The organism is Kocuria sp. GQ42 (assembly GCF_059758435.1).
Genome location: NZ_JCAXEN010000005.1, coordinates 110,718 through 136,226 on the forward strand (window position 1 = coordinate 110,718; position 25,509 = coordinate 136,226).

At 74.4% G+C, this 25,509-nt stretch carries 25 protein-coding genes; 17 read left to right on the plus strand and 8 right to left on the minus strand.

Annotated features, from left to right (window positions below; all coding sequences use genetic code 11):
- The first annotated feature begins 6 nt into the window (after positions 1-6).
- From AC6CH6_RS11840 to AC6CH6_RS11855, 4 genes are all read left to right on the plus strand, one after another.
- Complete coding sequence (locus AC6CH6_RS11840; protein ID WP_081994343.1) at positions 7-1,026, plus strand: LacI family DNA-binding transcriptional regulator; 1,020 nt, start codon at positions 7-9, stop codon at positions 1,024-1,026.
- A gap of 74 nt (positions 1,027-1,100) precedes the next feature.
- A complete protein-coding gene (locus tag AC6CH6_RS11845) occupies positions 1,101-2,162 on the plus strand; it encodes a Gfo/Idh/MocA family protein (protein WP_498255272.1) in 1,062 nt (353 codons plus the stop codon).
- Between the two features lie 87 nt (positions 2,163-2,249).
- Complete coding sequence (locus AC6CH6_RS11850) at positions 2,250-3,347, plus strand: CPBP family intramembrane glutamic endopeptidase (RefSeq protein ID WP_498255273.1); 1,098 nt, start codon at positions 2,250-2,252, stop codon at positions 3,345-3,347.
- Between the two features lie 9 nt (positions 3,348-3,356).
- The gene (locus AC6CH6_RS11855; RefSeq protein ID WP_498255274.1) at positions 3,357-4,676 is read left to right on the plus strand and encodes a M18 family aminopeptidase; all 1,320 of its coding nucleotides are present in this window, start codon (positions 3,357-3,359) and stop codon (positions 4,674-4,676) included.
- Between the two features lie 173 nt (positions 4,677-4,849).
- Here the strand turns inward: AC6CH6_RS11855 and AC6CH6_RS11860 are convergent, their stop codons facing one another.
- Entirely contained in the window at positions 4,850-6,307 is a 1,458-nt protein-coding gene (locus AC6CH6_RS11860) for a glyceraldehyde-3-phosphate dehydrogenase (RefSeq protein ID WP_498255275.1), read from the minus strand.
- Between the two features lie 210 nt (positions 6,308-6,517).
- Here AC6CH6_RS11860 and AC6CH6_RS11865 point away from each other — a divergent pair, with 210 nt between their 5' ends.
- Genes AC6CH6_RS11865 through AC6CH6_RS11885 form a run of 5 tightly spaced genes read left to right on the plus strand, consistent with a single transcriptional unit; the run spans position 6,518 to position 10,827 of the window.
- On the plus strand, positions 6,518-7,447 hold the full coding sequence (locus AC6CH6_RS11865) for a carbohydrate kinase family protein (protein ID WP_498255276.1): 930 nt from the start codon (positions 6,518-6,520) through the stop codon (positions 7,445-7,447).
- Positions 7,448-7,493: 46 nt separating this feature from the next.
- Positions 7,494-8,012 carry a YbhB/YbcL family Raf kinase inhibitor-like protein gene (locus AC6CH6_RS11870; RefSeq protein WP_498255277.1) on the plus strand — a complete coding sequence of 173 codons (519 nt, stop codon included), beginning with the start codon at positions 7,494-7,496 and terminating at the stop codon, positions 8,010-8,012.
- A 14-nt stretch (positions 8,013-8,026) separates the two neighbouring features.
- Positions 8,027-8,905: an HAD family hydrolase gene (locus AC6CH6_RS11875; RefSeq protein ID WP_498255278.1), complete on the plus strand. Its 879-nt coding sequence runs from the start codon at positions 8,027-8,029 to the stop codon at positions 8,903-8,905.
- Positions 8,906-8,915: 10 nt separating this feature from the next.
- Positions 8,916-9,740 (plus strand): glycerophosphodiester phosphodiesterase family protein, encoded by an 825-nt coding sequence (locus AC6CH6_RS11880; RefSeq protein ID WP_498255279.1) that lies wholly within the window; start codon positions 8,916-8,918, stop codon positions 9,738-9,740.
- Positions 9,741-9,780: 40 nt separating this feature from the next.
- Positions 9,781-10,827: an enoyl-CoA hydratase/isomerase family protein gene (locus tag AC6CH6_RS11885; RefSeq protein WP_498255280.1), complete on the plus strand. Its 1,047-nt coding sequence runs from the start codon at positions 9,781-9,783 to the stop codon at positions 10,825-10,827.
- 24 nt (positions 10,828-10,851) lie between these two features.
- On the opposite strand, the gene AC6CH6_RS11890 is transcribed toward AC6CH6_RS11885, so the two are convergent.
- Positions 10,852-11,430, minus strand: a complete 579-nt coding sequence (locus AC6CH6_RS11890) for a hypothetical protein (protein ID WP_498255281.1) — start codon at positions 11,428-11,430, stop codon at positions 10,852-10,854.
- A gap of 271 nt (positions 11,431-11,701) precedes the next feature.
- Between AC6CH6_RS11890 and AC6CH6_RS11895 the strand changes: the two genes are divergently transcribed.
- A complete protein-coding gene (locus AC6CH6_RS11895; protein ID WP_498255282.1) occupies positions 11,702-13,057 on the plus strand; it encodes a phosphoribosyltransferase family protein in 1,356 nt (451 codons plus the stop codon).
- Positions 13,054-14,379 (plus strand): erythromycin esterase family protein, encoded by a 1,326-nt coding sequence (locus tag AC6CH6_RS11900; protein WP_498255283.1) that lies wholly within the window; start codon positions 13,054-13,056, stop codon positions 14,377-14,379. Before AC6CH6_RS11895 ends, AC6CH6_RS11900 begins: the two co-directional genes overlap by 4 nt.
- Positions 14,380-14,399: 20 nt before the next feature.
- Here AC6CH6_RS11900 and AC6CH6_RS11905 read toward each other — a convergent pair whose 3' ends face one another.
- Positions 14,400-14,918 (minus strand): hypothetical protein, encoded by a 519-nt coding sequence (locus AC6CH6_RS11905; protein ID WP_498255284.1) that lies wholly within the window; start codon positions 14,916-14,918, stop codon positions 14,400-14,402.
- A 284-nt stretch (positions 14,919-15,202) separates the two neighbouring features.
- Here AC6CH6_RS11905 and AC6CH6_RS11910 point away from each other — a divergent pair, with 284 nt between their 5' ends.
- The 4 genes from AC6CH6_RS11910 (at position 15,203) to AC6CH6_RS11925 (ending at position 17,233) form a co-directional block, all read left to right on the plus strand.
- Entirely contained in the window at positions 15,203-15,619 is a 417-nt protein-coding gene (locus AC6CH6_RS11910) for an Hsp20/alpha crystallin family protein (protein WP_031282283.1), read from the plus strand.
- 163 nt (positions 15,620-15,782) lie between these two features.
- Entirely contained in the window at positions 15,783-16,214 is a 432-nt protein-coding gene (locus AC6CH6_RS11915; RefSeq protein ID WP_498255285.1) for a universal stress protein, read from the plus strand.
- 76 nt (positions 16,215-16,290) lie between these two features.
- Entirely contained in the window at positions 16,291-16,719 is a 429-nt protein-coding gene (locus tag AC6CH6_RS11920) for a universal stress protein (RefSeq protein ID WP_498255286.1), read from the plus strand.
- An 85-nt stretch (positions 16,720-16,804) separates the two neighbouring features.
- Positions 16,805-17,233, plus strand: a complete 429-nt coding sequence (locus AC6CH6_RS11925; protein WP_109243727.1) for a universal stress protein — start codon at positions 16,805-16,807, stop codon at positions 17,231-17,233.
- Positions 17,234-17,242: 9 nt separating this feature from the next.
- Here the strand turns inward: AC6CH6_RS11925 and AC6CH6_RS11930 are convergent, their stop codons facing one another.
- The 5 genes from AC6CH6_RS11930 to AC6CH6_RS11950 form a co-directional block, all read right to left on the minus strand.
- Complete coding sequence (locus AC6CH6_RS11930) at positions 17,243-19,132, minus strand: heavy metal translocating P-type ATPase (RefSeq protein ID WP_498255287.1); 1,890 nt, start codon at positions 19,130-19,132, stop codon at positions 17,243-17,245.
- The gene (gene ppsA, locus AC6CH6_RS11935) at positions 19,129-21,546 is read right to left on the minus strand and encodes a phosphoenolpyruvate synthase (RefSeq protein WP_498255288.1); all 2,418 of its coding nucleotides are present in this window, start codon (positions 21,544-21,546) and stop codon (positions 19,129-19,131) included. Before ppsA ends, AC6CH6_RS11930 begins: the two co-directional genes overlap by 4 nt.
- Position 21,547: 1 nt before the next feature.
- Positions 21,548-21,973 carry a four-helix bundle copper-binding protein gene (locus tag AC6CH6_RS11940; RefSeq protein ID WP_017832077.1) on the minus strand — a complete coding sequence of 142 codons (426 nt, stop codon included), beginning with the start codon at positions 21,971-21,973 and terminating at the stop codon, positions 21,548-21,550.
- Positions 21,974-22,011: 38 nt separating this feature from the next.
- The gene (locus AC6CH6_RS11945; protein WP_017832076.1) at positions 22,012-22,413 is read right to left on the minus strand and encodes a hypothetical protein; all 402 of its coding nucleotides are present in this window, start codon (positions 22,411-22,413) and stop codon (positions 22,012-22,014) included.
- A gap of 149 nt (positions 22,414-22,562) precedes the next feature.
- Entirely contained in the window at positions 22,563-23,921 is a 1,359-nt protein-coding gene (locus AC6CH6_RS11950) for a uracil-xanthine permease family protein (protein ID WP_368812861.1), read from the minus strand.
- A 191-nt stretch (positions 23,922-24,112) separates the two neighbouring features.
- Between AC6CH6_RS11950 and AC6CH6_RS11955 the strand changes: the two genes are divergently transcribed.
- Both AC6CH6_RS11955 and AC6CH6_RS11960 read left to right on the plus strand, forming a co-directional pair.
- Positions 24,113-25,174: an iron-containing redox enzyme family protein gene (locus AC6CH6_RS11955; protein WP_498255289.1), complete on the plus strand. Its 1,062-nt coding sequence runs from the start codon at positions 24,113-24,115 to the stop codon at positions 25,172-25,174.
- A gap of 161 nt (positions 25,175-25,335) precedes the next feature.
- Positions 25,336-25,506, plus strand: a complete 171-nt coding sequence (locus AC6CH6_RS11960) for a CDGSH iron-sulfur domain-containing protein (protein ID WP_498255290.1) — start codon at positions 25,336-25,338, stop codon at positions 25,504-25,506.
- The last annotated feature ends 3 nt before the right edge of the window (positions 25,507-25,509 follow it).

A 25,509-nucleotide genomic window follows, 5' to 3' on the forward strand; every position in this document is an offset into this window, starting at 1 on the left:
ATGATCATGACGCAGCGCGCAGGCGGTCCCCGGCCCGTGCCGACGCTCGAGATGGTGGCCGCGCTGGCCGGGGTCTCGCGGGCGACCGTGTCCCGGGTGGTCAACGACTCGCCCAGCGTCGACCCCGAGCTGGCCCAGTCGGTGCGGAAGGCCATCGAGGCCCTCGACTACACCCCGAACCGGGCGGCGCGGTCGCTGGCGAAGCGACGGGCCAACTCGGTCGCCCTGATCATCCCGGAGTCCACGTCCAAGGTGTTCGCGGACCCGTTCTTCACGACCGTGGTCCAGGGCATCGCGATGTACCTGACGGACACCGACTTCACTCTGAACATGGTCATCGCGTCCGAGGCGAAGCCCGAGAAGACCCGCAGCTTCCTGCTCGGCGGCAACGTGGACGGCGCCCTGGTGGTCTCGCACCACAGCGGCGACCACTCGTGGACCCACCTCTCGGGGTCGCTGCCCATGGTGTTCGCGGGTCGCCCGCTCGTCGGCGCCGAGGACGCCTACTACGTGGAGGTCGAGAACGAGGCCGCCGCGTGCAGCGCCACCCGGCTGCTCACCGCGAGCGGGCGGCGGAGCATCGCGACCATCGCCGGGCCGCAGGACATGCCCCCGGGCATCGACCGGCTGGCGGGCTGGCGGACCGCGGTGCGGGAGGCCGGGCTGGACGACCAGCTGGTGGAGGTGGGCGACTTCACGCTCGCCTCGGGGGCCCGGGCCATGCAGCGGCTGCTGGACCGCGGCCGGCCGGTCGACGCCGTGTTCGCCGCGAACGACCAGATGGCGGCCGGGGCGTACACCGTGATCCAGGGCCGCGGCCTGCGCATCCCGGAGGACATCGCCGTGGTCGGCTTCGACGACGACTCCTTCGCGACGTCGGTGACCCCGGCGCTGACCACGGTGAACCACCCGATCGTCGAGCTCGGCCGGAAGATGGCCGAGACCCTCGTCGACATGATCGAGGGCCGGCCGACGGACCGGGTGACCATCATGTCGACCTCGCTCGTGCTCCGGGACTCCGTCTAGCCCTTCCCGCCCCGAGCCGGGCGACGCCCCGGCGCCGTCGTCGGCGTCCCCCGGATCCTCCCTGAAAGGCCACCATGCCCCCTCCAGCCCTCCCCGCCCCGGTGACGGGCGACGACCCCGCGACGGCGACCGGCCGTCCCGTGCACTGGGGGGTCGTCGCCACCGGGTCGATCGCCGGCCGCGTGGTCCAGGACCTGGCGCTGCTCGACGACGCCGTGCTCTCGGCCGTCAGCTCCCGCTCCCGGACCTCCGCCGAGGCGTTCGCCGAGCGCTTCGGCGCGGCCCGGAGCCACCACGACCACGACGGCGCCACCGGCTGGGAGCGCCTCGTCGCGGACCCCGCCGTGGAGGTCGTCTACGTCGCCACGCCCCACGCCCAGCACCACGCGGTGGCCCGCGCGGCCCTCGAGGCCGGCAAGCACGTGCTCTGCGAGAAGCCGCTGACCATGAACGCCCGGGAGGCGGGGGAGCTGCGGGAGCTCGCCCGGGCGCGCGGGCTGTTCCTCATGGAGGCGGTGTGGACGCGCTTCCTGCCGAGCTTCGGGCGCGCCCTCGACATCGTCTGTTCCGGTGAGATCGGCCGGGTCCGCTGGCTCCAGGCGGACCTCGGCGCCCCGGTGCCGTACGACCCCGGGTCCCGGCTCTGGGATCCCGCGGCGGGCGGCGGGGCCCTGCTGGACCTGGCCGTGTACCCGCTCACCTGGGCGCTCGCGGCACTCGGCGCACCGGCCGGCCTCACGGCACACGGCGTCCTCAACGAGGACGGCGTGGACCTGCACAACGGCCTGACCCTCACCTGGGCGGACGGCGCGCACGCCCACCTCACCACGTCCATCGAGACGGACTGCCCGGGCACGGTCACCATCAGCGGGACGGACGGCTGGCTGCGCACCGGGGCGCCCCTGTACCACCCCGGTGAGCTCGTGGTCCGGTCCGGGGGAGCCGCGCCGCGGACCGAGCGCTTCCGGGCCGCCGGGCACGGCTTCGCCCACGAGCTGCGGGAGGTGACCCGGTGCCTCCAGGCCGGCCTGACCGAGAGCCCGCGCATGCCGCTCGCGGACACCGTGCTCGTGCTGGAGCTGCTCGACGACGCGCGCCGGCAGATGGGCCTGCGCCACCGCAGCGACCTGCCCTGACCGGCGGGCGCCCCGACGGGGCACCGGACGGGCGCCCCCGAACTGTCGCGTGTCCGGAAGGGACCGGCTGCGGATACCGTGGGAGGCATGACCACGCGCGCCGCCCCCTGGAGGCAGGGATCCCTCGACGACGACCCCCCGGGCCCCGGGCCCCGGCTCCTGCCGTACCACCGGCTCGGCCACGCCGACCCCGACCACCGGTGGTGGAAGCCGCTCGTGGAGCTGCTGCTCTTCGGCGCCTTCTACGGGGTGCTGGCCATCGTGTTCGGCATCGTGTGGGCCGTGGGGCTCGTGGCCGTGCGCGGCGAGGAGGCCCTGGACGAGGTCTTCCTCGGGGGCACGGAGCTGGACATGATGGACCCGGCGATCTTCTTCATGCTGTTCTTCTCCCTGGTCCTCATGATCCCGGCGCTCCTCGCGGCCCGGGCCATCACGGGCCCCCGCCCCCTCGGACTGCTGCTGTCCGTGACGGGACGGCTGCGCTGGGGCCTCCTCGGCCGGTGCCTCCTCGTGGCCCTGGCCGTCTACGCGGTGGGCCAGGCGGCCGCCCTCCTCGTGGAGTACGCGCTGCTCGGCTCGCTGACCGCCCCGCAGCCGGTGGAGGGCTTCTGGTGGCTGATCGCCATGATCGTGCTGGTGGTCCCGCTGCAGTGCGCGGCGGAGGAGCTCGTCTTCCGGGGCTACCTGCTGCAGACCGTGGGGCGGTGGCTGCGCCGGCCCGTGTTCGCGATCCTGCTGCCGGTGCCCCTGTTCACGTTCGGGCACCTGTACGACACCTGGGGGCTGCTGGCGGTCGCGGTCATGGCGGTCGTCGCCGGCTATCTGACCTGGCGCACCGGCGGGCTCGAGGCGGCGATCGCCCTGCACGTGGTCAACAACGTGATCGCCACGCTCTTCGGGGCGCTCGGCCTGGCCGACCCGGACGCGGAGGAGTCGTCCTGGGTGGCCCTCGCCCTCTCGGCGGGCCTGCAGCTGCTCTTCGCGTGGCTCGTGGTCCGCGGCGCGCGCCGGCGCGGCGTGGAGGTGACCCGGACCGTGCACCCGCCGCGGCCGCCCCTCCTCCTCGCGGCCGGACCCGGTGGGGAGGGCCGCGGACCCGGAGCCTGGGTGTGCCCCGGCCCGCCCGCCTGTCCCGGCCACTGGGCGGGACAGGCGCCCGGACGCGCGCCCCAGCACCTTTCGTAGACTGACGGCATGGAACCCCGCACCGCAGTCGACCCCCGGTCCGCCGTCGAGGACCTCGGCCGCTACGTGATGGAGTCGCCGAGCTCCTTCCACGCCGCGCACGCCGCCGCCGCCCGGCTGGAGGAGGCGGGCTTCGTCCGCCTCGACGAGACGGAGGACTGGGCCCGGACCGGCGTCCGCGGGCGGCGCTACGTGCTCCGCGACGGGGCCGTCATCGCGTGGGCCACCCCGGCGGAGGTCCCGCCCGCGGCGGGGTTCCGGATCCTCGGCGCGCACACCGACTCGCCGGGCTTCAAGCTCAAGCCGAGACCCACCACCACGGCCCACACCTGGCACCAGGCCGGGGTCGAGACCTACGGCGGGGCGCTGCTGAACTCGTGGCTGGACCGCGAGCTGCGCCTGGCGGGCCGGCTCGTGGTCCGCGGGACGGACGGCGCCCCGGTGGAGCACCTGACCGCCACCGGCCCCGTGGCCCGCATCCCGCAGCTCGCCATCCACCTGGACCGCGAGGCCAACAAGGGCCTGCAGCTCGACCGCCAGCAGCACGTGCAGCCGATCTGGGGCGTGGGGCAGCCGGAGGACGCGGACGTCCTCGCGCTGCTGGCCGAGCACGCGGACGGCGGACCCGTGGACCCGGCGCGCATCGTCGGCTACGACGTGGTGCTGGCGGACGCCCAGCCCCCCGCCGTGTTCGGGCAGGGCGGGACGCTGTTCGCCTCCGGGCGGCTGGACAACCTGTCCTCCGTGCACGCCGGGCTGAGCGCCCTCGCCCGCGAGGCCGAGGCGGTCGAGCAGGGCCGGCACATCGCGGTGCTCGCCGCGTTCGACCACGAGGAGATCGGCTCCCGCACCCGCTCCGGCGCCGCGGGACCGTTCCTCGAGGACGTGCTGGTGCGCATCGGTGAGGGCCTGGGCCGCTCCGCCGCCGAGCACCGGCGCTCCCTGGCCGGGTCCGTGTGCCTGTCCGCCGACGCCGGGCACCTGGTGCACCCCAACTACCAGGGCCACCACGACCCCGTGAACCGGCCGCTGCCGGGGGCGGGGCCGCTGCTGAAGATCAACGCGGACCAGCACTACGCCACGGACGCCGTGGGCGCCGGGATCTGGGCCGAGGCCTGCGCGCGCGCCGGTGTGGGCTACCAGGAGTTCGTCTCCAACAACCGGGTGCCGTGCGGGTCCACGATCGGTCCCATCACCGCGGCCCGGTTGGGGGTGCGCACGATCGACGTCGGCATCGGCCTGCTGTCGATGCACTCCGCCCGGGAGCTGTGCCACGTGGACGACGTCGCGGCCCTCGGGGCCGTCGCGGGGGCCTTCTACACCGCCTGACCCGCTGCGCCGCCGTGCGAGGGGCGTCGCCGGCTCGAACTGTTGCGCGCCGAGGGGTCGCCACTGAACGGTGCGAGTCGGTCGTTCCGTTCAGTGGCGACCCCTCGGCGCGGACGGCTCGCAGGTGGCGACCCGTCGGCGTCCCAGGCCGGCGAGGGGCGGCGAGGGGCGGCTCAGCCGGGGATCGACGCCGTGCCGACCGCGACCCGCTCGGCCGGGAACTGCGGCATGGCGATGTCGGCCATCCGGGCGAGCACCCGCACGACCTGGCAGGAGTAGCCGAACTCGTTGTCGTACCAGACGTAGAGCACCAGCGAGCTGCCGTTGACGATCGTCGCGAGACCGTCGACGACGCCCGCGCGGCGGGAGCCCACGAAGTCGGTGGACACGATCTCGGGGGAGTCGGTGTAGTCGATCTGCTTGCGCAGGGACGAGTTCAGCGAGATGTCCTTCAGGTACTGGTTGACCGCGTCCTCGGACTCCGGGGCCTGCTCGAGCTGCAGGTTGAGGATGGCCATGGACACGTCCGGGGTGGGGACGCGGATCGCGTTGCCCGTCAGCTTCCCGGCCATCTCCGGCAGGGCCTTGGCCACGGCCTTCGCGGCGCCGGTCTCGGTGATGACCATGTTGAGGGCGGCGGAGCGGCCCCGGCGGTCGCCCTTGTGCCAGTTGTCGATGAGGTTCTGGTCGTTGGTGTAGGAGTGGACGGTCTCCACGTGGCCCTGCGCGATGCCGTACTTGTCGTGGAGGACCTTCACGACCGGGGTGATCGCGTTGGTGGTGCAGGACGCGGCGGACAGGATGGTGTCCTCCGCGGTGATGACGTCGTCGTTGACCCCGCACACGATGTTCTTCAGGTCGCCCTTGCCCGGTGCGGTGAGCAGCACCTTGGCCACGCCCTTGGCCTGCAGGTGCTTCGAGAGCCCGGCCTCGTCGCGCCACACGCCCGTGTTGTCCACGACGATCGCGTTGTCGATCCCGTAGGCGGTGTAGTCGATCTCGGTGGGGTCGTTCGCGTAGATGAACTTGATGGCCACCCCGTTGGCCGTGATGACGTCGTTCTCCTCGTCGACGTGGATGGTCCCGTCGAACTTCCCGTGCACCGAGTCGCGGCGCAGGAGAGAGGCGCGCTTGACCAGGTCGTTGCCCGGCTTCTTGCGCACCACGACGGCGCGCAGGTTCAGGCCGGTGCCGTCGTTGCGGTTGATGAGGATGCGGGCGAGCAGGCGGCCGATGCGGCCGAACCCGTAGAGCACCACGTCCTGGGACTCCGGGGAGTTCTGGGCCCTGCGGTCCACCACGGGGGCGAGCTCCTCGCGCAGGAACGCCTCGAGGTCCTGGTCCGTCTCCTGGGCGAGCCGGTTGAGCTTGCCGAGGTCCACCGCGCAGGTGCCGAGGTTCAGCCCGGACATGGCCTCGAGCAGGCGGGTCGTGTCCTCGAGGGGCAGCTCCTCGCCGTCGATCCGGCGGGCGAAGCGGTGCGCCTTGATGATCTGGGTGACGGACTTGTGCACCAGCGAGCGGCCGTAGACCGTCGGTACGACCTTGTTCTCACGGTGCAGGCGTCCGACCAGGGGGACGATGCCCTCGGCGAGCGACTCGCGGTCGGCCCAGCTTTCAGGAGTGCTCAAGAATGACTCTCTTCCTCGGCCGGGGACGTCATCGTGTCCGGCCGTGACGTGCCGCGCCTCGTTGCGCGGTCGGGTGCGCGCCGCTGCGGTTCGCGCAGGACGCCGCCCTCCATTCTAGGGGCACCGGGGACGGGAAGGGCTCCCGTTACGGGCCCGGCGGGCCGGTCCGGCGCCGGGGCCGGCGGGGGCGGCGGGTGCTACCGTGAGAGCATGCTGACGGTCATCGGTGAGGCGCTCGTGGACGTGGTCTCGAAGCGCGGCCAGGAGCCCCGCGCGCACGCCGGGGGAAGCCCCATGAACGTGGCCGTGGGCCTGGCCCGGCTCGGCCACGAGGTCCAGTTCCTCGGCCGCTACGGCGAGGACGAGTACGGCACGCAGGTGGAGGCGCACCTGCGGGACAACGGCGTGCTCCTGCCCTTCGACGCCGACACGCGGCCCACCTCCGTGGCCGAGGCCGTCATCGGGGACGACGGCGCCGCGACCTACGACTTCCAGCTCGACTGGTCCCTGGACCTCTCGGACGAGCAGCTGGCCGAGCTGCTCCGGGACACCTCCCTGCTGCACGTCGGGTCGATCGGGGCGATGCTCGAGCCCGGCGCCTCGAAGGTCCTGCACGCCGTGGAGCAGGCCCACCGCTCGGCCCTGATCTCCTACGACCCCAACTGCCGGCCGTCCATCATCCCGGACTCCTCGGACGCCCGGGCCCGGGCCGAGCAGCTCGTGGCCCTCGCCGACGTCGTGAAGGCCTCGGACGAGGACCTCCTGTGGCTGTACCCCCACCGCAGCGTCGAGGAGAGCGCGGGCGCCTGGCTCAAGGCCGGCGCGGAGCTCGTCGTCGTCACCCGCGGGCCCCTGGGGCCCTGGGCCCGCACCCGCGCCACCGGGCCGCGCGGGGTAGAGATGCCCGCCGCCCGCACCACGGTCGTGGACACCGTGGGGGCCGGGGACTCCTTCATGGCCGCGCTGCTCGGCTGGCTCACCGACCACGGCTACACGGGCGCGCCGGCCCGCGAGCGGATCGACAACCTGGACGAGCAGCAGGTCGGCGAGCTGCTGCGCTACGCCGCCGCGGCGGCCGGCGTCACGGTCTCCCGCGCCGGCGCGGACCTGCCCCGCAAGGACGAGCTGCCCGCGCCCTGACCCGTCCCGCCCCGATCCCACCCGGTCCCGTCCCGAAGGAGAGCCCGTGCCCGAGCGCGACCCGTACGCCGACCTGCCCGACCTGCCGAGCTTCACCCTCACCTCCGAGGACATCTCCGACGGCGGCCCGCTCGCCCCGGCCCAGCTCTCGGGCATCATGGGCGCCGGCGGCCAGGACGTGTCCCCGCAGCTGAGCTGGTCCGGGGCCCCGGAGGGCACGAAGAGCTACGTGGTCACGGTCTTCGACCCGGACGCCCCCACCCCCAGCGGCTTCTGGCACTGGTGCCTGTCCAACGTCCCCGCCGACGTCACCTCCCTCGCGCGCGGCGCGGCGTCCGACCCTCCGGCCGGGGCGGTCAAGCACCGCAACGACGGCGGCACCGACGAGTACGTGGGCGCCGCGCCGCCCCCCGGCCACGGGCCGCACCGCTACATCGTGTGCGTGACCGCGGTGGGCGAAGAGCAGATCGAGGTCGACGAGAGCGCCAGCCCCGCCGTCGTCAACTTCCAGCTCTTCAGCTCCGGGATCGCCCGCGCCTGCCTCACCGGGATGCACGAGGCCTAGGTGGCAGAACACCCGTGAGCCCTGATCCGGAGGTCCCCGGGACGGCGCCGGTCCGGATGATCGCCAGCGACCTCGACGGCACCGTCCTGGGGCACGACTTCCGCTTCCGCCCGCGCACCGTCGACGCGATCCGCGCCGCCCAGGACAGCGGCATCCACGTGGTGTTCGTGACGGGTCGGCCCATGCGCTGGCTCGACCCGCTGCGCGAGCAGCTCGGCCACGAGGGCGTGGTCATCTGCTCGAACGGGGCGGTGGTCTACGACCTCAGCGCCGACCTGGTCGTGGAGTCGAGCCTGTTCCCGGCCCGGGACGCCTTCGCGGTCATGGACGAGGTCGCGGCCCGGCACCCCGGCACGCTGTTCGCGGCGGAGACGCTCGAGGGCGTCTTCACGGACCACGGGTGGGCCCGGACCGACCGGATGGAGGTCGGCGCCCCCCTGGTCGGGGCGCTGCGGGACCGGGTGCCGGAGGACCAGGGGCTGGTGAAGTTCCTGGCCAAGCTGGACACCGCCGAGCCGCAGGAGTACTTCCGGGCGCTCGCCGAGCTCGTGGCCGGCAGGCTGTCCGTGACGCACTCCGTGGCGGCGGCCCCGCTCGTGGAGATGGGCCAGAAGGGGCTCACCAAGGCGCGCACCCTCGAGCAGTACGCGGCCGAGCGCGGCATCCGCCCGCACGAGGTGATGGCCTTCGGCGACATGCCCAACGACCTCGAGATGCTCACGTGGGCCGCCCACGGCTACGCCATGGCGAGCGGGCACCCCGCGGTCGCGCGCGCCGTGGGTCGCACGGCCCCGCCGTTCGAGGAGGACGGGGTGGCCCAGGTGATCGAGGCCCTGCTGCGCGGCGGCCGACCTGGCGCGTCATGGGCGGGACAATCCGCTACCACGGGGTAACAATAGGGGGGTGACCCCTCCAGCGCGCCGGCGCGACGCCCCCGCAGCCCTGGCCCACCGCGGTTTCTGCCGGGACGGTGCCGAGAACACCCTCGACGCCTTCCGGGCGGCCCGGGACCTCGGCTACGAGTGGATCGAGACGGACGTCAACACGACGGCCGACGGCGTGGTCCTGTCCTTCCACGACGAGACCCTCGACCGCGTCACCGGCGGCAGCGGGAAGGTCTCCGCCCTGACCTGGGCGCAGATCAGGTCCGAGCGCGTCGCCGGCGCCGGGGGCATCCCCCGCTTCGCCGACCTGCTGACGGAGCTCCCCGAGCTGAAGTTCAACGTGGACGTCAAGGACGAGGCGTCCGTGGCGGCCCTGCCGGCGCTGCTCCACGAGCTCGGCGCCGTGGACCGGGTGCGGGTGACCTCCTTCTCCGAGAGCCGCCGGCGCCGCACGCTGCGGCGGATCCGCGAGCTGGACGGCCGGACCGTGCCCACGTCCTCCGGCAAGGAGGGGATGCGCCTGCTGCTCGTGTGCTCGTGGCTGGGCGGGCCCACCTGGCGGCTCGCGCGGCGGGCGGCCGCCCGGTGGATCGAGCCGTTCGACACCGTGCAGATCCCCCGCCGCTACCGGGTGCGGGGCGGGTCCGAGGTCCAGCTCGTGACCCCCCGCTTCCTGGACTTCGCCCACCGGCACGGCATCGACGTGCACGTGTGGACCGTCAACGAGACGGCCGAGATGGCGGAGCTTCTCGAGCTCGGGGTCGACGGGATCGTCACCGACCGGGCCGACCTGCTCGCCTCCCTCCTGGCGCAGCGTGGACAGTGGCCGCCCTCCGGCGTGTGAGCCGTGGCACGGCGGCGCGGCCCGTGGCAGGGTGGGAGCCATGACCGACACCGCCACGACCGGCACCGCGCAGCACGTCCTGACCGAGGTCCGCAACGGCACCGGGCACATCGTGCTCAACCGGCCCCGTCAGCTCAACGCCCTCACCGCACAGATGTACCGGGACCTCAAGGCCGCGCTCGACGTGTGGCGGGACGACGACGCCGTGCGCCACGTGCTCGTCACCTCCGCCTCCCCGCGGGCGTGGTGCGCCGGCGGCGACATCCGGGAGGTCCGCGACGCCGTGCTCGCCGGGCGGACGGAGGAGGCCACGGGGGTGTTCGCCGTCGAGTACGCCCTCGACTGCCTGATCGCGGACTACCCCAAGCCCTACGTGGCGCTCATGAACGGGATCTGCATGGGCGGCGGCATGGGCATCTCCGTGCACGGCTCCCACCGCGTGGTGGGTCCCTCCACGGTCATGGCGATGCCCGAGACGAAGATCGGCTTCTTCACCGACATCGGCGCCTCCTGGTTCCTGCCGCGCGTCTCCCGGCCGGACCACCGCGGCGAACCGGGTCTTGCCGTGGGTCGCTGGCTCGCCCTCGGCGGGCAGCGGCTCGGCGGCGCGGACGCCGTCGCCCTCGGGCTGGCCGACGTCCTCGTGGCGGACGAGGACTTCGAGGCCCTCGCCGGGGCCGTGGTGGAGGAGGGCCCGGAGGACGCCCTCTCCCGCTTCGCGCGCGAGCCCGAGCCGTCCTCCGTGGTGGCGCGGTGGGAGGAGATCGAGGAGCGCTACGGCGCCCCGACCCTCGAGCAGATCGTCGCCGCCGCGCCGGAGGACCTCGCGGGGATGAGCCCCTCCTCGCTGGTGCGCACCTTCGAGCTGCTGGAGCGCGGGGCGGCCGACGACAGCGTGCGCTCCTGCCTCGAGCGGGAGCTGCGCCTCGCCGCGGACACGATCGCCCGCCCCGACTTCGCCGAGGGCGTGCGGGCGGTCCTCGTGGACAAGGACAACCGGCCGGCCTGGGAGCACGCCTCCGTCACGGACGTCGACGTCGCGGCCGTCCGGGCCGTGCTCGACGAGAAGCTGCCGCTGCCCCGCTGACCGGCCGGCACCCGCCCGGTGCGCTCAGCGGCGGGACGGGTGCTTCCCGTTGTCGCTGACCACCGGGCGGGGAGGGCCCCACCGGTCACCGGCCGGGGTGGGCCGGTCCACGAACCGGCGGTAGCCGAGGTGCAGCACCACGGCCAGCGCCACGGTGACCACGGCGAACGAGGCCACAGTGTCCTGCGAGACCAGGCTGCGGACCACGCTGTGCAGCAGCGTGAACAGACCGCCGAGCAGCACGCCGTGGGCGAGCACCGGCCGGCGCCGCTCCACCGCCAGGCTCGCCCCCAGCAGCACGACGGACGCGACCAGCGCGATCACGCCGACGTCGCGGCTGTACCGCATCTGCTCGACCTCCCACGCCTCCCACTCGCGCTCGTAGGCCGCCCACTGCTGCTGCTCCTCCGGTGCGAGCTCGCGGGTCTCCCGCGCCATCGCGACCGCCGGGGGCGGCGCGGGCTCCTCCGGGCCGGGATGGACCGTGGCGACGCCGAGACCCACGAACAGGGCCAGCAGCAGCCCGAGGAAGAACGTGTAGACCGTCCGCATGACCCTGCCGTCCGTGCGGTCCTCGGCGCTGTCCTGCGTGCGGTCCTTCATGCGGCGTGCTCCGTCTCCCCCGCCGGTGCGGGACGTCCGTCCAGGGCGCCCTGGTCCGCGGCCGGCCGGCCGCCGGGGCGTGCTCACATTGTGGGGCGGGCCTGCTCCGTTGTCCACGTCCGTCACCTGGCCCGCGGGCCTTCCACCGCGTTCCCCGCCTGCCTACGCTGGAGTCCTCCGCGGCGGCCCACGGGACCCGGGGGCGCGAACGGAGCCGGGCGAGCACCGGAGGGCGGTGGGCCGCGCGCCCGCCGGAGAGGCGGTGGGGACCATGGTGGTCTTCGAGAACAGGGTCGAGGCCGGGCGGCAGCTGGGGAAGCGGCTGAGGGCCCTGCGCGGGCAGGACGTGGTGGTGCTGGGGCTGCCCCGCGGCGGGGTGCCCGTGGCCCACGAGGTGGCCCGCATCCTGGACGCGCCGCTGGACGTCATCGTGGTGCGGAAACTGGGGGTGCCCTCCCAGCCCGAGCTGGCCATGGGCGCCATCGGGGAGGAGGGCGCCCGCGTGCTCGACGAACGGACCCTCCAGTACTTCGGGGTGACGGACGCGCAGCTCGAGCAGATCGAGGCGCGGGAGCGGGCCGTGCTCGAGGCGCGGACGGCGCGCTTCCGCGAGGGCCGGGAGCGGATCGATCTCACCGGGCGGACCGCCCTGGTCGTCGACGACGGCATCGCCACCGGCTCCACGGCCCGCGTGGCCTGCCGGATCGCCCGCCAGCTGGGCGCCGCGCGCGTGGTGCTGGCCGTCCCGGTGGCCCCGCAGGAGGCGCTGGGCCGGGTGGTCGAGGCGGACGAGGTGATCTGCCTCGCGACCCCGCCGTACTTCACGGCCGTCGGCTACCACTACCGGGACTTCTCCGCCACCGAGGACGACGAGGTGGTGGCCCTGCTGGACGCCGCCCGGCGCCGCCACCAGCCGGAGCTGCCCGCGCCGCCCCGGGCGGGGCCGGCCGCGCACGGCTATCCGGTCGACGCCGACGTGCGCATCCCGGCCGGGAGGGAGCAGCTCGAGGCGCACCTGCACCTGCCGGGGCCCGGCGCCGGGGTGGTGGTCTTCGCCCACGGCAGCGGCAGCAGCCGGCGCAGCCCGCGGAACCAGTACGTGGCCTCCGTGCTGCAGCAGGCGGGGCTCGGCACCCTGCTGCTCGACCTGCTCACCCCCGGGGAGGAGACGGACCGCGGCAACGTCTTCGACATCGGCCTGCTCGCCGAGCGGCTGCTCCTGGCCACGGCGTGGCTGCGCGAGCAGCCCGGTTCCGCGGCGTCCCCGGTCGGGTACTTCGGGGCGAGCACCGGCGCCGGCGCCGCCCTGTGGGCCGCGGCCGAGCCCGGCGCGTCCATCGCGGCCGTGGTCTCCCGCGGCGGCCGGCCGGACCTCGCGGACGAGCGGCTGCGCTCGGTGCAGGCGCCCACCCTGCTGATCGTCGGCAGCGAGGACTCCGAGGTGCTCGGTCTCAACCGGTGGGCGCAGGAGTCGATGCGTTGCCCCACCCGGCTGGCCGTCGTGGAGGGCGCCACGCACCTCTTCGAGGAGCCCGGCACGCTCGCCGAGGCCGCCGCGCTGGCCCGGGACTGGTTCCTGCGCCACCTCTCCCCGGCCGGGGAGCACGGCGACGGGACGTCCCGGTGAGCCCGCTCGGGCGTGGGCCCTCCCGGGAGGCCGGGGTCCTGGCGGAGATCCGTTCCCTCGCCCAGCCGCTGGAGACGGCCCAGGACCTCGACCCGCTCGTGGAGCGCTGCGCCGGCGCCCGGTTCGTGTGCGTGGGGGAGGCGTCCCACGGCACGCACGAGTACTACCGGTGGCGGGCCCTGCTCAGCCGCCGGCTCATCGAGGAGCACGGCTTCACCTGGATCGGGGTCGAGGGGGACTGGCCGGACTGCTGGCGGCTCAACCGGTGGGTGCGCGGCGAGGCGGACCAGGACCTCGACGCCCACGGCGTCCTCGCGGGCTTCGAGCGCTGGCCCACGTGGATGTGGGCGAACGAGGAGGTCGCAGAGTTCCTCGACTGGCTCCGGGAGGAGAACGCCCGCCGGGCCGGCCACGAGCAGGTGGGCTTCTACGGCCTGGACGTCTACTCGCTGTGGGACTCGCTGCGGGAGATCATCGGCTGGCTCGGGACGAACGCCCCCGAGGCGCTGCCCGCCGCGCTGCAGGCGTGGCAGTGCTTCGTCCCCTTCCACGAGGACCCGCACCGCTACGCGTGGCGGACGCGGATCGTGCCCGAGAGCTGCGAGGCCGACGTCGTCGCCCTCCTCACCGAGGTGCGCCGGCGCACCATGGACCGGACGGCCGGGGACCCCGCCGCGTTCGACGCCGCCCTCAACGCCATGGTGGCGGTCGACGCGGAGCGCTACTACCGGACCATGGTGCGGGGCGACCGGCAGTCCTGGAACGTGCGGGACGAGCACATGGCGGACACCGCGGACCTGCTCTCCCGCCACCACGGGCCCGGCGCCAAGGGCCTGGTGTGGGAGCACAACTCCCACGTGGGGGACGCCCGGGCCACCGACATGTTCGACGCCGGGCTGGTCAACGTGGGCCAGCTGCTGCGCGAGCGCCACCCCGCGCACGAGGTGGTCCTGGTCGGCCTCGCCTCCTGGACCGGCACGGTCGTCGCGGCGGAGGCATGGGGCGCGGCCGAGGACGTGCTCGCCGTCCCGCAGGCGCGTGCCGGCAGCCACGAGGACCTCCTGCACCGGGCCCTGGAGGAGGACGCGGTGCTCGTCTTCGGCCGCGACCGCTCCGGGCCCTGGCTCTCCGGGCGGTTCGGCCACCGGGCCGTCGGGGTGGTGTACCACCCGTGGCGCGAGGCCGGCAACTACGTCCCCACCCGCATGGGGGAGCGCTACGACGCGCTGCTGTGGTTCGGGACGACCGCCGCCCTGCGGCCCCTGCACCACGAGGCCCCGCCCGAGGAGCCCGAGCTGGAGACCGAGCCGACGGGCTTCTAGAGGCGTCCCGGCGGAGCGGCTCAGACGCCGCTCTGCTCCCGGTGCACCTCCTCGGGCGCGCCCGCCGGGGGACGGTCCTGGAAGAAGCGCCGGTGGCCGAGGACCAGCACCACGGCCAGGCCCACGCTCACGGCGACGAACGTCATGGTGGTCTCGCTGGAGGCGAAGCTGCGGCCGATGGCGTAGATCAGGGTGAACAGCCCGCCCAGCATCACCCCGTTGGTCAGCACCCTGTTGCGCTTCTCCAGCACGAGGCTGAGACCGAGCAGCACCACGGAGGCGCCCAGGGCCACGACCGCCACGTCACGGCTGTAGCTCTGCTGCTCCTCCTGCCACTGCCGCCACTGCCGGTCGCTCTCCTCCATCTCCGCGCGCTGCTCCTCGGTCGGCGCGCCGCCCTCGGGCACGAACTCCATCCCCGCGGTCGGCTCCGGCATCTCCGGCCCCGGGTAGAACGTCTGGATCCCCAGGCCCACGAACAGGGCCAGCAGGGCCCCCAGGAAGAACGTGTAGACGATCTTCATCACGTTGTTGTCCACCGCGGACACCCCGATCTCTCCCGGTCCCCGGGGTGGCCGCCGGACGGCGACAGGACCCGTGGGGATGCCCCGATTATCGCCCTGTCGCACCTGCGAATCCAGTGTCCCCGGGGGCCGGCGGAGCGGGCTCCCGTCATCATGCGTCCCGGACCCCGCGGCCCTTACGCGCCCGGTCGGCGGTGTCTACGCTTGAAGGGTCGAGGCGGACCGCACCGGTCCCACCGGCCGTCCGGGACGACGTCCCGGACGGCCGCGGCACCGGTGCCACGGGAAGGAGTCAGGTCATGGCCGGATTGATGCGCAGGGAGGGGCTGGAGATGCTCGAGCCCCTCCGACGCCTCCTGGAGGGGGACGTCGAGGCCTCCTGGCCCCGTGTGGAGGAGTACCGGGACGGCGACACCGTGGTGATCCGGGCGGAGCTGCCCGGCATCGACCCCGAGCAGGACGTGGAGCTCACCGTGGCCGACGACGTGCTCCACCTGCGGGCCGAGCGCAGGGAGCGGACCGAGCACAAGGACAAGGGCGGCTACCGCTCGGAGTTCCGCTACGGCTCGTTCTCCCGCGCCCTGCCGCTGCCCGCCGGGTGCCGGGACGAGGACATCAGCGCCGCGTACCGCGACGGCGTGCTGGAGGTGCGCGTCCCCGTCGCCGGGCACGTCGAGCCGCCCGCGACCCGGAAGATCCAGGTCACCCGCGGCTGAGGACGCCGCGCGCCGCCCGTACGACGGCAGGCGGGCCGGGACGGTGCCGCCCGCCGGCCGTCATGCGGGCCCCGGGACCGGGGATCCGTTGTGACGGACCTCACCGAGTCCTATCGTGGAGACAGGCGGACCGGCCGGCCCGCCGGGAACAAGGGGGAACACCATGGGCGAGCCGTCGTCCGGAGGCCGGATCGTCGTGGGAGTCGACGGGTCCGGGTCGTCCAAGGCCGCGCTCCGGGAGGGAGTGCGGCTCGCCGAGGCCCTGGTCGCACCGCTCGAGGCCGTGATGTGCTGGGAGGACCCGCTGCTCTACGAGAGCTACCGCGTGGTGGACCCCGAGGAGTTCCGCCGCGGCAGCGAGCAGCTGTTCGAGAGCACCCTCGACGAGGTGTTCGGGGAGCAGCGCCCGGCGAACCTGACCACCCGGCTCCTGCGCGGCCAGCCCGCCGCCCGGCTCATCGAGGAGAGCGAGGAGGCCCGGATGCTCGTGGTGGGCCGGCGGGGAACGGGCGGGGTGCTGGGGATGATCCTCGGCTCCGTCTCCTCGGCCCTCGTCTCCCACGCCAAGTGCCCCGTCCTCGTGGTGCGGCACTGAGCGGTCCGCCAGGTTCCTGGCGGCCGGAGCGCGCCCCGGGCACGGACCGCGGGCGCCGGAACGAAGGAGTTCGGTCATGGACGCACCGTCCCAGCAGCGGATCCTCGTCGGCATCGACGGATCGGACTCCTCGAAGGAGGCCCTCCGGGCGGGGGACAGGATCGCCCGGGCCCTGGGCGTCCCGCTGGTCGCCCTCATGTTCTGGGAGGGGCCGCCCCTCTACGAGGGCTGGGAGACCGTCGACCCGGACCGGCCGCCGGCCGGCAGCGTGGAGCTGCTCCGCTCGACGGTCGCCGACGTCTTCGGCGCGGACCCCCCGGAGCACGTGCGCGCCGAGCTGCTCCACGGACGGGCCGCGGCCCGCCTGGTCGAGGAGAGCGGGAACGCGCTGATGCTGGTGCTCGGGCGCCGCGGCCACGGAGGCCTGCGGGGCTCGGCCCTGGGCTCCGTCTCCAACGCGTGCATCGACCACGCCCACTGCCCGGTGCTGGTCGTCCGGCACTGACCGGCCGGCGCCGGGCACCCGGCGCGGGCCACGCGGCACCGACAGGCCGGCTCCCGGCAGCCGGCCCGGACAAGGAGGTTCGGTCATGAACGCACCGACGGACCAGCGGATCCTCGTGGGGATCGACGGCTCGGAGTCCTCGATGGAGGCCCTGCGGCTCGCCGCGAGGCTCGCGGAGGCCCTCGACGTCCCGCTCGAGGCGATCGCGTGCGCGGGGGACCCCACCGTGCTGGACGCCGAGCTCCTCGTCGACGAGGAGGCGCTGCGCGCCAACCACGAGCGGATCCTCGCGCGCACGGTCGCGGCCGTCTTCGGGGAGGACGCCCCCGGACGCCTGACCACCACGGTGACGCACGGCCGTCCGGCAGGCCGGCTCATCGCGGAGAGCGAGACCGCGCAGCTGCTCGTGCTCGGCCGGCGCGGCCGCGGCGGGCTGCTCGGCTCGTCCCTGGGCTCGGTCTCCCACGCGTGCGTCTCCTACGCCCACTGCCCGGTGCTCGTGGTCCGGCACTGAGCCGGCCCGTCACCGTTCGCCGCGGGGCCCGCGCAGGGCGCGCAGGGCGTTGAGGATGGCCAGGAGGTCCACGACCTCCTGGCTGAGGGCGCCGAAGATCGCGGGGATCGCCCCGGTGGCGGCCACGAGCATGAGCGCCACGGACAGGGCGATGCCCAGCCAGATGCTCTGCAGGGCCACCTGCATGGTGCGCCGGCCGATCCGCACCGCCGTCGCGGTCCTGGCGAGGTCCTCGGTGAGGATCACGACGTCGGCGGACTCGCTGGCGGCGGTCGCGCCCCGGGCGCCCATCGCGACGCCGACGTCGGCGGCGGCGAGCACGGGGGCGTCGTTGACGCCGTCGCCGACCATGAGCACCGGACGGTGCGGGGCGCTGCGGACGGTGCGGACCTTGTCCTCGGGCAGGCACTCGGGCAGCACCCGGGTGATGCCCAGCGCCGCGGCGACGTGCTCCACGGTGGCGCGGGCGTCACCGCTGAGCACGAGGATCTCCCGGACCCCGAGCGCGGTCAGCTCGGCCATCGTGGCCGCCGCGTCCTCGCGCACCTGGTCGCTCATCACCAGGGTGCCGGCGGAGCGGCCGTCCACGGCCACGTAGACGGCCAGCTCGCCCGGCCCGAGCGCCTGCTCGACCACGTCCGGGGCGGAGCGGGCCACGTGGGCGCGCTTGCCGACCACCACCCGGTGCCCCTCCACGGTGGCGGTGACCCCGTGGGTGGCCTCCTCGTGGGCCTCCTCGGCCGGGGCCGGCACGAGCCCCCGGGCGAGCGCGGCCTCCCGCACCGAGGCGGAGAGCACATGGGAGGAGTACTGCTCGGCGGACGCCGTCAGGCGCAGCAGCTCCTCCTCCGGGAACGGGGGGCGGGCGTGGACGGCCAGCAGCTCAGGGCGGCCGTAGGTGATCGTCCCGGTCTTGTCGAAGGCCACGGTGCGCACCTCCGCGAGCCGCTCGAGGGTCCCGGCGTTCTTGATGATGACGCCGTTGCGCGCCGCCCGGCTCATCCCGCCCAGGAACGCCACGGGGGCGGCGATCAGCAGCGGGCAGGGGGTGGCCACCACGAGCACCTCGGCGAAGACCACCGGGTCCCCGTGGTACCACCACGCCAGCCCGGCCACGAGGAGGGCGAACGCGGTGAAGGGCACGGCGTAGCGGTCGGCCAGGCGCACCACCGGCGCGCGGGACTCGGCGGCCTCCCGCACCATCGCCACGATCTGGGAGTACTGGCTGTCCGCCGCGGTGGCGGTGGCCCGCAGCACCACGGCCTGCTGCTCGTTGAGGACGCCCGAGAGCACCGGCTCCCCGGCGCGGCGGGTCACGGGCAGGCTCTCCCCGGTGATGGAGGACTCGTCGAAGTCGGCCTCCGCGCCGACCAGGCACCCGTCCACGGGGACGACCTCGGCGGGGCGGACCAGCAGCTCGTCCCCGGGGCGGACCTCCTCGACCGGGACGTCCTCGACGGACCCGTCCGGGTGCCGCCGGTGGGCCAGCACCGGGGCCCGCTCGAGCAGCGCGTTGAGCTCCTTGCGGGCCCGGTTCGCCGCGTAGTCCTCGAGGGCCTGGCCCCCGGTGAGCATGAGGACCACCACGAGGGACGCCAGGTACTCGCCGACCGCCACGGTCGAGCTGATCGCCGTGACGGCCAGCAGGTCCACGCCCCAGTGCCCGGCGACGATGTCCCCGACCATGCCCCATGCCACCCGGGCGGCCACGACCAGGGCCCACCCGGAGCCCACCCACTGCGCCGGCCCCGGCTGCCCGGCGACCAGCAGTCCCACGACCACGGCGCCCACGGCCAGGGTCACGGCCACGAGCGGATAGCGCCGCGGGAACTCGAGCAGCCGCCCGGCGCGGCCGGGCTCGACGTCCAGGTCGGGGCGTGCGCCCACCGAGAGGCTCATGCGTCCATTGTGCTCCCGGGCCCGGCCGCGAGGCGCCGCTCGGTCTCGGCGATCCGCCGCGCGGTGCGCAGGAAGCTGTCCGGGTTCAGGGAGATCGAGTCGATCCCCTCCCGCACCACGAACTCGGCGAAGTCGGGGTGGTTGCTGGGCCCCTGGCCGCAGATGCCGATGGGGATGCCCGCGGCGTGGGCCTTGCGGATCGCCTCGCTGATCATCCGGGTCACGGCCTCGTCCCGCTCGTCGAACAGCGCCCGCAGGGCCTCCGCGTCCCGGTCCACCCCCAGGACGAGCTGCGTGAGGTCGTTGGAGCCGATGGAGAAGCCGTCGAACCGCGTGGCGAACTGCTCGGCCAGGACCACGTTGGAGGGGATCTCGCACATCATGTACACCTTCAGGCCGTGCCGCCCGCGCTCGAGGCCGTGCTCGGCCATCGTGGCCAGGACCAGGTCCGCCTCGCCCACGGTGCGGCAGAAGGGGACCATGACCACCACGTTGTCGAAGCCGATGCGCTCGCGCACCCGCCGCAGCGCCCGGCACTCGAGGGCGAAGCCCTCCCGATACCGGGGGTCGTAGTAGCGGGAGGCCCCCCGGAAGCCGAGCATCGGGTTCTCCTCGGGCTCCTCGAAGGCCGCCCCGCCCACGAGGTGGGCGTACTCGTTGGACTTGAAGTCGCTGAGCCGCACGATCACCGGCCGGGGGTGGTACGGGGCGGCGAGCTTCGCGAGGCCCAGCGCCAGCGTCTGCACGAAGTACTCCTGGCCGTCCGGGAAGCCCGCCGTCAGCTCCGCGATCCGCCGGCGGTCCGCCTCGTCCCGGACCCGCTCCGGGTGCACGAGGGCCATGGGGTGGACCTCGACGATGTTGTTGACGACGAACTCCATCCGGGCCAGACCCACCCCGTCGGCCGGCAGCCGCCACCAGCGGAAGGCCGCGGCGGGGCTCGCCACGTTGACCATGATCGCGGTGCGCGACTCCGGCAGCTCCCCGAGATCGACCTCCTCGACGTCGAACGCGAGGGTTCCCTCGTAGACCGTGCCCCGGTCGCCCGCCGCGCAGGAGACCGTCAGCTCCTGGCCCTCCGGGATCGTCCGCGAGGCGTCCCCGGTCCCGACGACGGCGGGCAGGCCCAGCTCCCGGCTGACGATCGCCGCGTGGCTGGTGGTCCCGCCGTGGTCGGTGACGATCGCGGCGGCGCGCTTCATCACCGGGACCCAGTCCGGGTCCGTCATCTCGGTGACGAGCACCGACCCGTCCCGGAAGGACTCGATGTCCGCCGCGGTGCGCACCACGCAGGCCGGGCCGGTGGCCACGGCGTCCCCGACCGCGGCACCCACCGCGAGCACACGCCCCTCGCCCCGGAGGTGGTGGATCGTGAAGCGGGTCCCGCTGCGACCGGCCTGGACGGTCTCCGGCCGGGCCTGCAGCAGGAACAGCTCTCCCGTCAGCCCGTCCTTCGCCCACTCCAGGTCCATGGGGCGGCCGTAGTGGTCCTCGACGAGCACGGCCCAGCGGCCGAGCCGCAGGACGTCGTCGTCGCCGAGCACCCACGCCTGCCGCTCCGCGGGGGAGGTCGGCACGAGCCGGGTGGCGGCGGCCCCGGCAGGGGCGTCGTCGTCGTGGACGAGCTTGTGCAGCTTGGCACCCCGGGTCCGCTCCACGATCGGGGCCTCCGCCACGTCGAGGAGGGGCTTGAACACGAGGTACTTGTCCGGGTCCACGGTGCCCTGTACGACCGTCTCGCCCAGGCCCCAGGTCGCGCTGATCACGGCCACGCGCGGGAAGCCGCTCTCGGTGTCGATCGAGAACATCACCCCGGAGCAGCCGAGGTCCGCCCGGACCATCTCCTGCACGCCGACGGACAGGGCGACCGCGAGGTGGTCGAACCCCTTGAGCTCCCGGTAGGTGATGGCCCGGTCCGTGAACAGGGACGCGTAGCACCGCCGGCACGCCTCCAGCAGCTCGTCCTCGCCGACCACGTTGAGGAACGTCTCCTGCTGGCCGGCGAAGCTCGCGTCCGGGAGGTCCTCCGCGGTCGCGCTGCTGCGCACGGCCACGGACAGTCCGGCGCGGCCCGTGCGCGCGGAGAGCTCCCGGTAGAACTGCCGGATCTGCCGTGCCGTCCCCGCGGGGAACTCGCCGCGCAGGAACAGCTCGCGCACGGCGGCGCCGGTATCCCGCAGCGTCGCCCGGCCCGCGCGGTGGTCCTCGAGCCGGTCCCGGAGGGCGGGCCCGATCCCGTTGGCCTCCACGTAGGACCGGTACGCGTCCGCGGTGGTCGCGAAGCCCCCCGGCACGCGCACCCCCCGGGAGGCCAGCTCCCGGACCATCTCCCCGAGGGAGGCGTTCTTGCCGCCCACCCGGGGGACGTCCGCGATCCCGAGCTCCTCGAACCAGTGGACCTCGGGGGCGGCCACGTCAGCTCCTCCGGCTCAGCAGGTCCGCGCAGGCCTCGTCGCACCGCTCGCACGCCTCGGCCACGAGCGCGCAGTGCTCGTAGACCTCGGCGTGCCGCCGGCACGCGTCCCGGCACGCCCGGGCCGCGGCCCCGCACGCCTCGAGCAGCGGCACCAGCACGGCCCGGCCGTCCCCGGGCTCCGGGAAGCCGAGGCGGGCCAGCACCTGGGCGGTGGCCGAGCCGATCACCGCGCAGTCCTGCTCGGCGCGCAGGCAGTCGCGGAGGTCCGCGACGGCGTCCTCCTCCACGCAGGCGTCGGCGCCGATCCGGCAGATCTGGGCGGCCTCGAGGCACGCCTCGATGCACCGGACCTCCGCCGCCCGCTCCTCGCGCGCGAGCTCGGGGGCGGCGGGGTGCGCCATCAGGGCGCGGCTGATCGTGCTCACGGGGTGTCCTCCCTCTGGTGGGACGGGTACGGGCCGGTTCAGCCCGCGAGGCGGGACCGCGGGGCGGCTCCGCTCCGTGCCCCCCGGCGCGCTGGCTCGGGGGCCCCGGGGCGGCGGCGGGCGTTCGCCCACCCGGCGAGCCGGGTCACGGTGCCGTGGCCGGGGAGCTCGGCGGGGAGGACGAAGTCGACGGCGGGCGTGCCGCGCACCGCGTCCTCGTGCTCCGCGGCCCAGCGCAACAGGTCCACGGCGACCGGTTCGACGTGGTGGGCGGTGGTGAGGTCCACGACCACGGCGATGTCCGGCGCCAGGGTGCGGGCGCGGCGGACGAGGGGGCACAGGGCCCGGTGGTTGAGCTCGGTGACGCACCCGCTGACGACGAGCCGGATGTGCCGGCCGTCGAGGTCGACCTGGACGAGAACGGACGGTTTGTGGTGCATGGTCTCTCCCCTGCAGCTCGTGGTGCGCGGCCGGCTGCTCGGCCCTCCCGCACTCCACGCTAGGGGAAAGGAGACCTGGGTCACCACGAAAGGTGGCCCCTCACCGGCACATTTCGTCTACCGACGAGTAGAGGGGTGTCCGGCGCAGCTCAGCCCAGGGGGGAGGGCAGCCGCGTGGTGTCGGGGGCGAGCGGGTCGCTGCCTACCGTCCCCCGCACACGGGCCAGGAACGCCATGAGGTGGTAGACCACGAGCGTGGCCGCCGTGCCGAGGGCGATGCCCGCGAACTGCAGCCCGGAGGCCTCCCACGTGTAGTCGGCGATCCCGATGATCATGGCCACCGCGGCGGTGGTGAGGTTGACCGGGTTCGAGAAGTCCACGCGGTTCTGCACCCAGATCCGCACGCCGAGCATGCCGATCATCCCGTACAGCACCGTGGCGGCCCCGCCCAGGACCCCTGCGGGGACCGTGGCCACCGCGGCGCCGAAGACCGGGAAGACGCTCAGCAGGATCGCCACCACGGCGGCGACCCAGTAGGCCGCCGTCGAGTAGACGCGCGTGGCCGCCATGACGCCGATGTTCTCGGCGTAGGTCGTGGTGCCCGAGCCGCCGCCCGAGCCGGCGATCATGGTGGCGAGCCCGTCGGACATGATCGCCCGCCCCATGTACGGGTCGAGGTCGTCGCCGGTCATGAGCGCCACGGACTTCACATGCCCGATGTTCTCGGCGACCAGCACGAGGATGACGGGGACGAACAGGCCCATCAGGGGCAAATGGAACTCGGGGGTCTGGAACGGGGGCAGCCCGAAGAGGCCCTGCTGCTGCCAGGCGGTGTCGATCCGGCTGAAGTCCACCTCGTCGCGCAGCACCGCGGTGACGTACCCGATGGCCACGCCCAGCAGGATCGACAGGCGCCCGGGCAGGCCGCGGAAGAGCACCGAGACGAGGATGATGGAGGACAGCGTCACCAGTGCGGTGACGGGGGCCTCCATGAAGTTGTCCTTCGCGGACGGCGCCAGGTTGAACCCGATGAGCGCCACGATGGTGCCCGTGACCAGCGGCGGCATCAGCTTCTGGAGCCAGGCGGTGCCCGCGAACTGCACCACCAGGCCGATGAGGAACAGCGCCGCGCCGGCCATGAGGACGCCGCCCAGCGCGCCGCCGGGACCGTACTGGTTCATCGAGGCGGTGATGGGGGCGATGAAGGCGAAGGACGAGCCGAGGTAGGAGGGGACCCGGCCGGCGGTGACCACCAGGAACAGGATCGTGCCCACGCCGGAGAAGAACAGCGTGGTGGAGGGCGGGAAGCCGGTGATCAGCGGCACCAGGAACGTGGCGCCGAACATGGCGACCACGTGCTGCGCGCCGATGGTGACCGTCCGGGGCCAGGTGAGCCGCTCCCGCGGCCTGACGACCTCCCCGGCGGTGACGGTGCGGCCGTCGCCGTGGAGGCGCCAGCCCAGACCGAGGCGGGTGGCGATGGTGCGTCCGGGCACGGGGGAACTCATGCGGGTCTCCTCGACGGCGGGGTGGGAGCCCGGATCCGGGCCTCCACCACTGTACTCGGTGCCCCGCCGGGCGGAGAGGGGGTCCCGGACCCGGTGCCCCGGCGCTGTCGGACGCCGTCCATATGATCAGCACGGTGATGGAAACTATGATGGTGGGCGATCACCCCCAGCATCCGGACAGGAGTCGACACATGCGTCAGCCACAGCCACGAGGGCCGCTCGGCGAGGACCTCCTCGCGGTGCTCCGGGAGGAGCCCGGCACCCGCGGGGCCGAGGCCCGGGCCGGGGCGCTGCCGGCGGCCGCCCGCGCCGCCGTGTCCCGCGCGGACGGCGTGCTCGCCGACGACGACGTCCAGCTCAGCCTGTTCGTCCTGCACGCCCTGCACTACCAGGGCGTCGACGGGGTCGACGACCGCTGGGAGAGCGACCCCGAGCTGCTGCGCGCGCGGGAGGTCCTCTCCGGCGCGCTCGAGGCAGAGCTGCGCGCGGAGCTGCCCGCCGACACCGTGCCCGGCACGCCGCAGGCGGTCGCCGACGCCCTGTTCGCCGTCGCCGCCGACGACGACGGGCCGAGCCTCGCGCGCCACCTCTCCGGCCGGGCGGACGCCGAGCAGGCCCGGGAGTTCCTGCAGCTGAAGTCCGTCTACCAGCTCATGGAGGGCGACCCGCACACCTGGGGCATCCCCCGGCTGAGCGGCCGGGCGAAGGCCGGCCTGATCGAGATCCAGGTCGACGAGTACGGCGGCGGCGACGCCGCGCGCATGCACTCGGCCCTGTTCGCGGCCGGGATGCGCGAGGCCGGCCTCGACGACTCCTACGGCAGCGCCGTGGACCGGGTGCCCGCCGAGTGGCTCGCCGGGGTCAACACCGTCACGATGTTCGGTCTGCACCGCCGGCTGCGCGGCGCGGTGGTGGGGCACCTGGCGATGTACGAGATGACGTCGTCGGTGCCCTCCAAGTTCCTGGCGCGCGGCTTCCACCGCCTGGGACTTCCCGCCGCGGCGGCGTTCTACGACGAGCACGTCGAGGCCGACGCCGCCCACGAGCAGATCGCGGCCCGGGACATGGCCGGCGGCCTCGTGGTCGACGAGCCCGCCGTCGCGGCGGACGTCTTCTTCGGCGCCCGCTGCGTCCTGCACCTGGACGCGCTCGCCGCCCGCCACGCGCTCGCGCGGTGGGAGGCGGGGGAGTCCGCGCTGCGCCCGGCCGCGGCGGAGCCGTCCCGGCACGGCGCCGCGGAGCTCGTCCGGTGAGCGCCGCGCACCGCCCCGAGGACGCCCGGGCGGCCCCGGGCCCCGCCCCGGCCGCCGGGCCTGCGCCCGTGCCTGAGTCTGCGCCGGTGCCCGAGTCTGCGCCGGTGCCCGACCCCGGGCCGTCCGCTGCTGCCGGGTCCGGCGCGGCGGCGACGATCACCGTGTGCCCCGACGGCCCGCTGCTGGTGCGCGGGGGCTACGAGCTGCTGGACGGCGACGACCGGCCCATCGACCCCGGGCGCGCCACCGTGGCGCTGTGCCGCTGCGGGGCGTCGTCCATCAAGCCGTTCTGCGACGGCTCGCACAAGCGCGCCCGGTTCCGGGCCCGCTGAGAC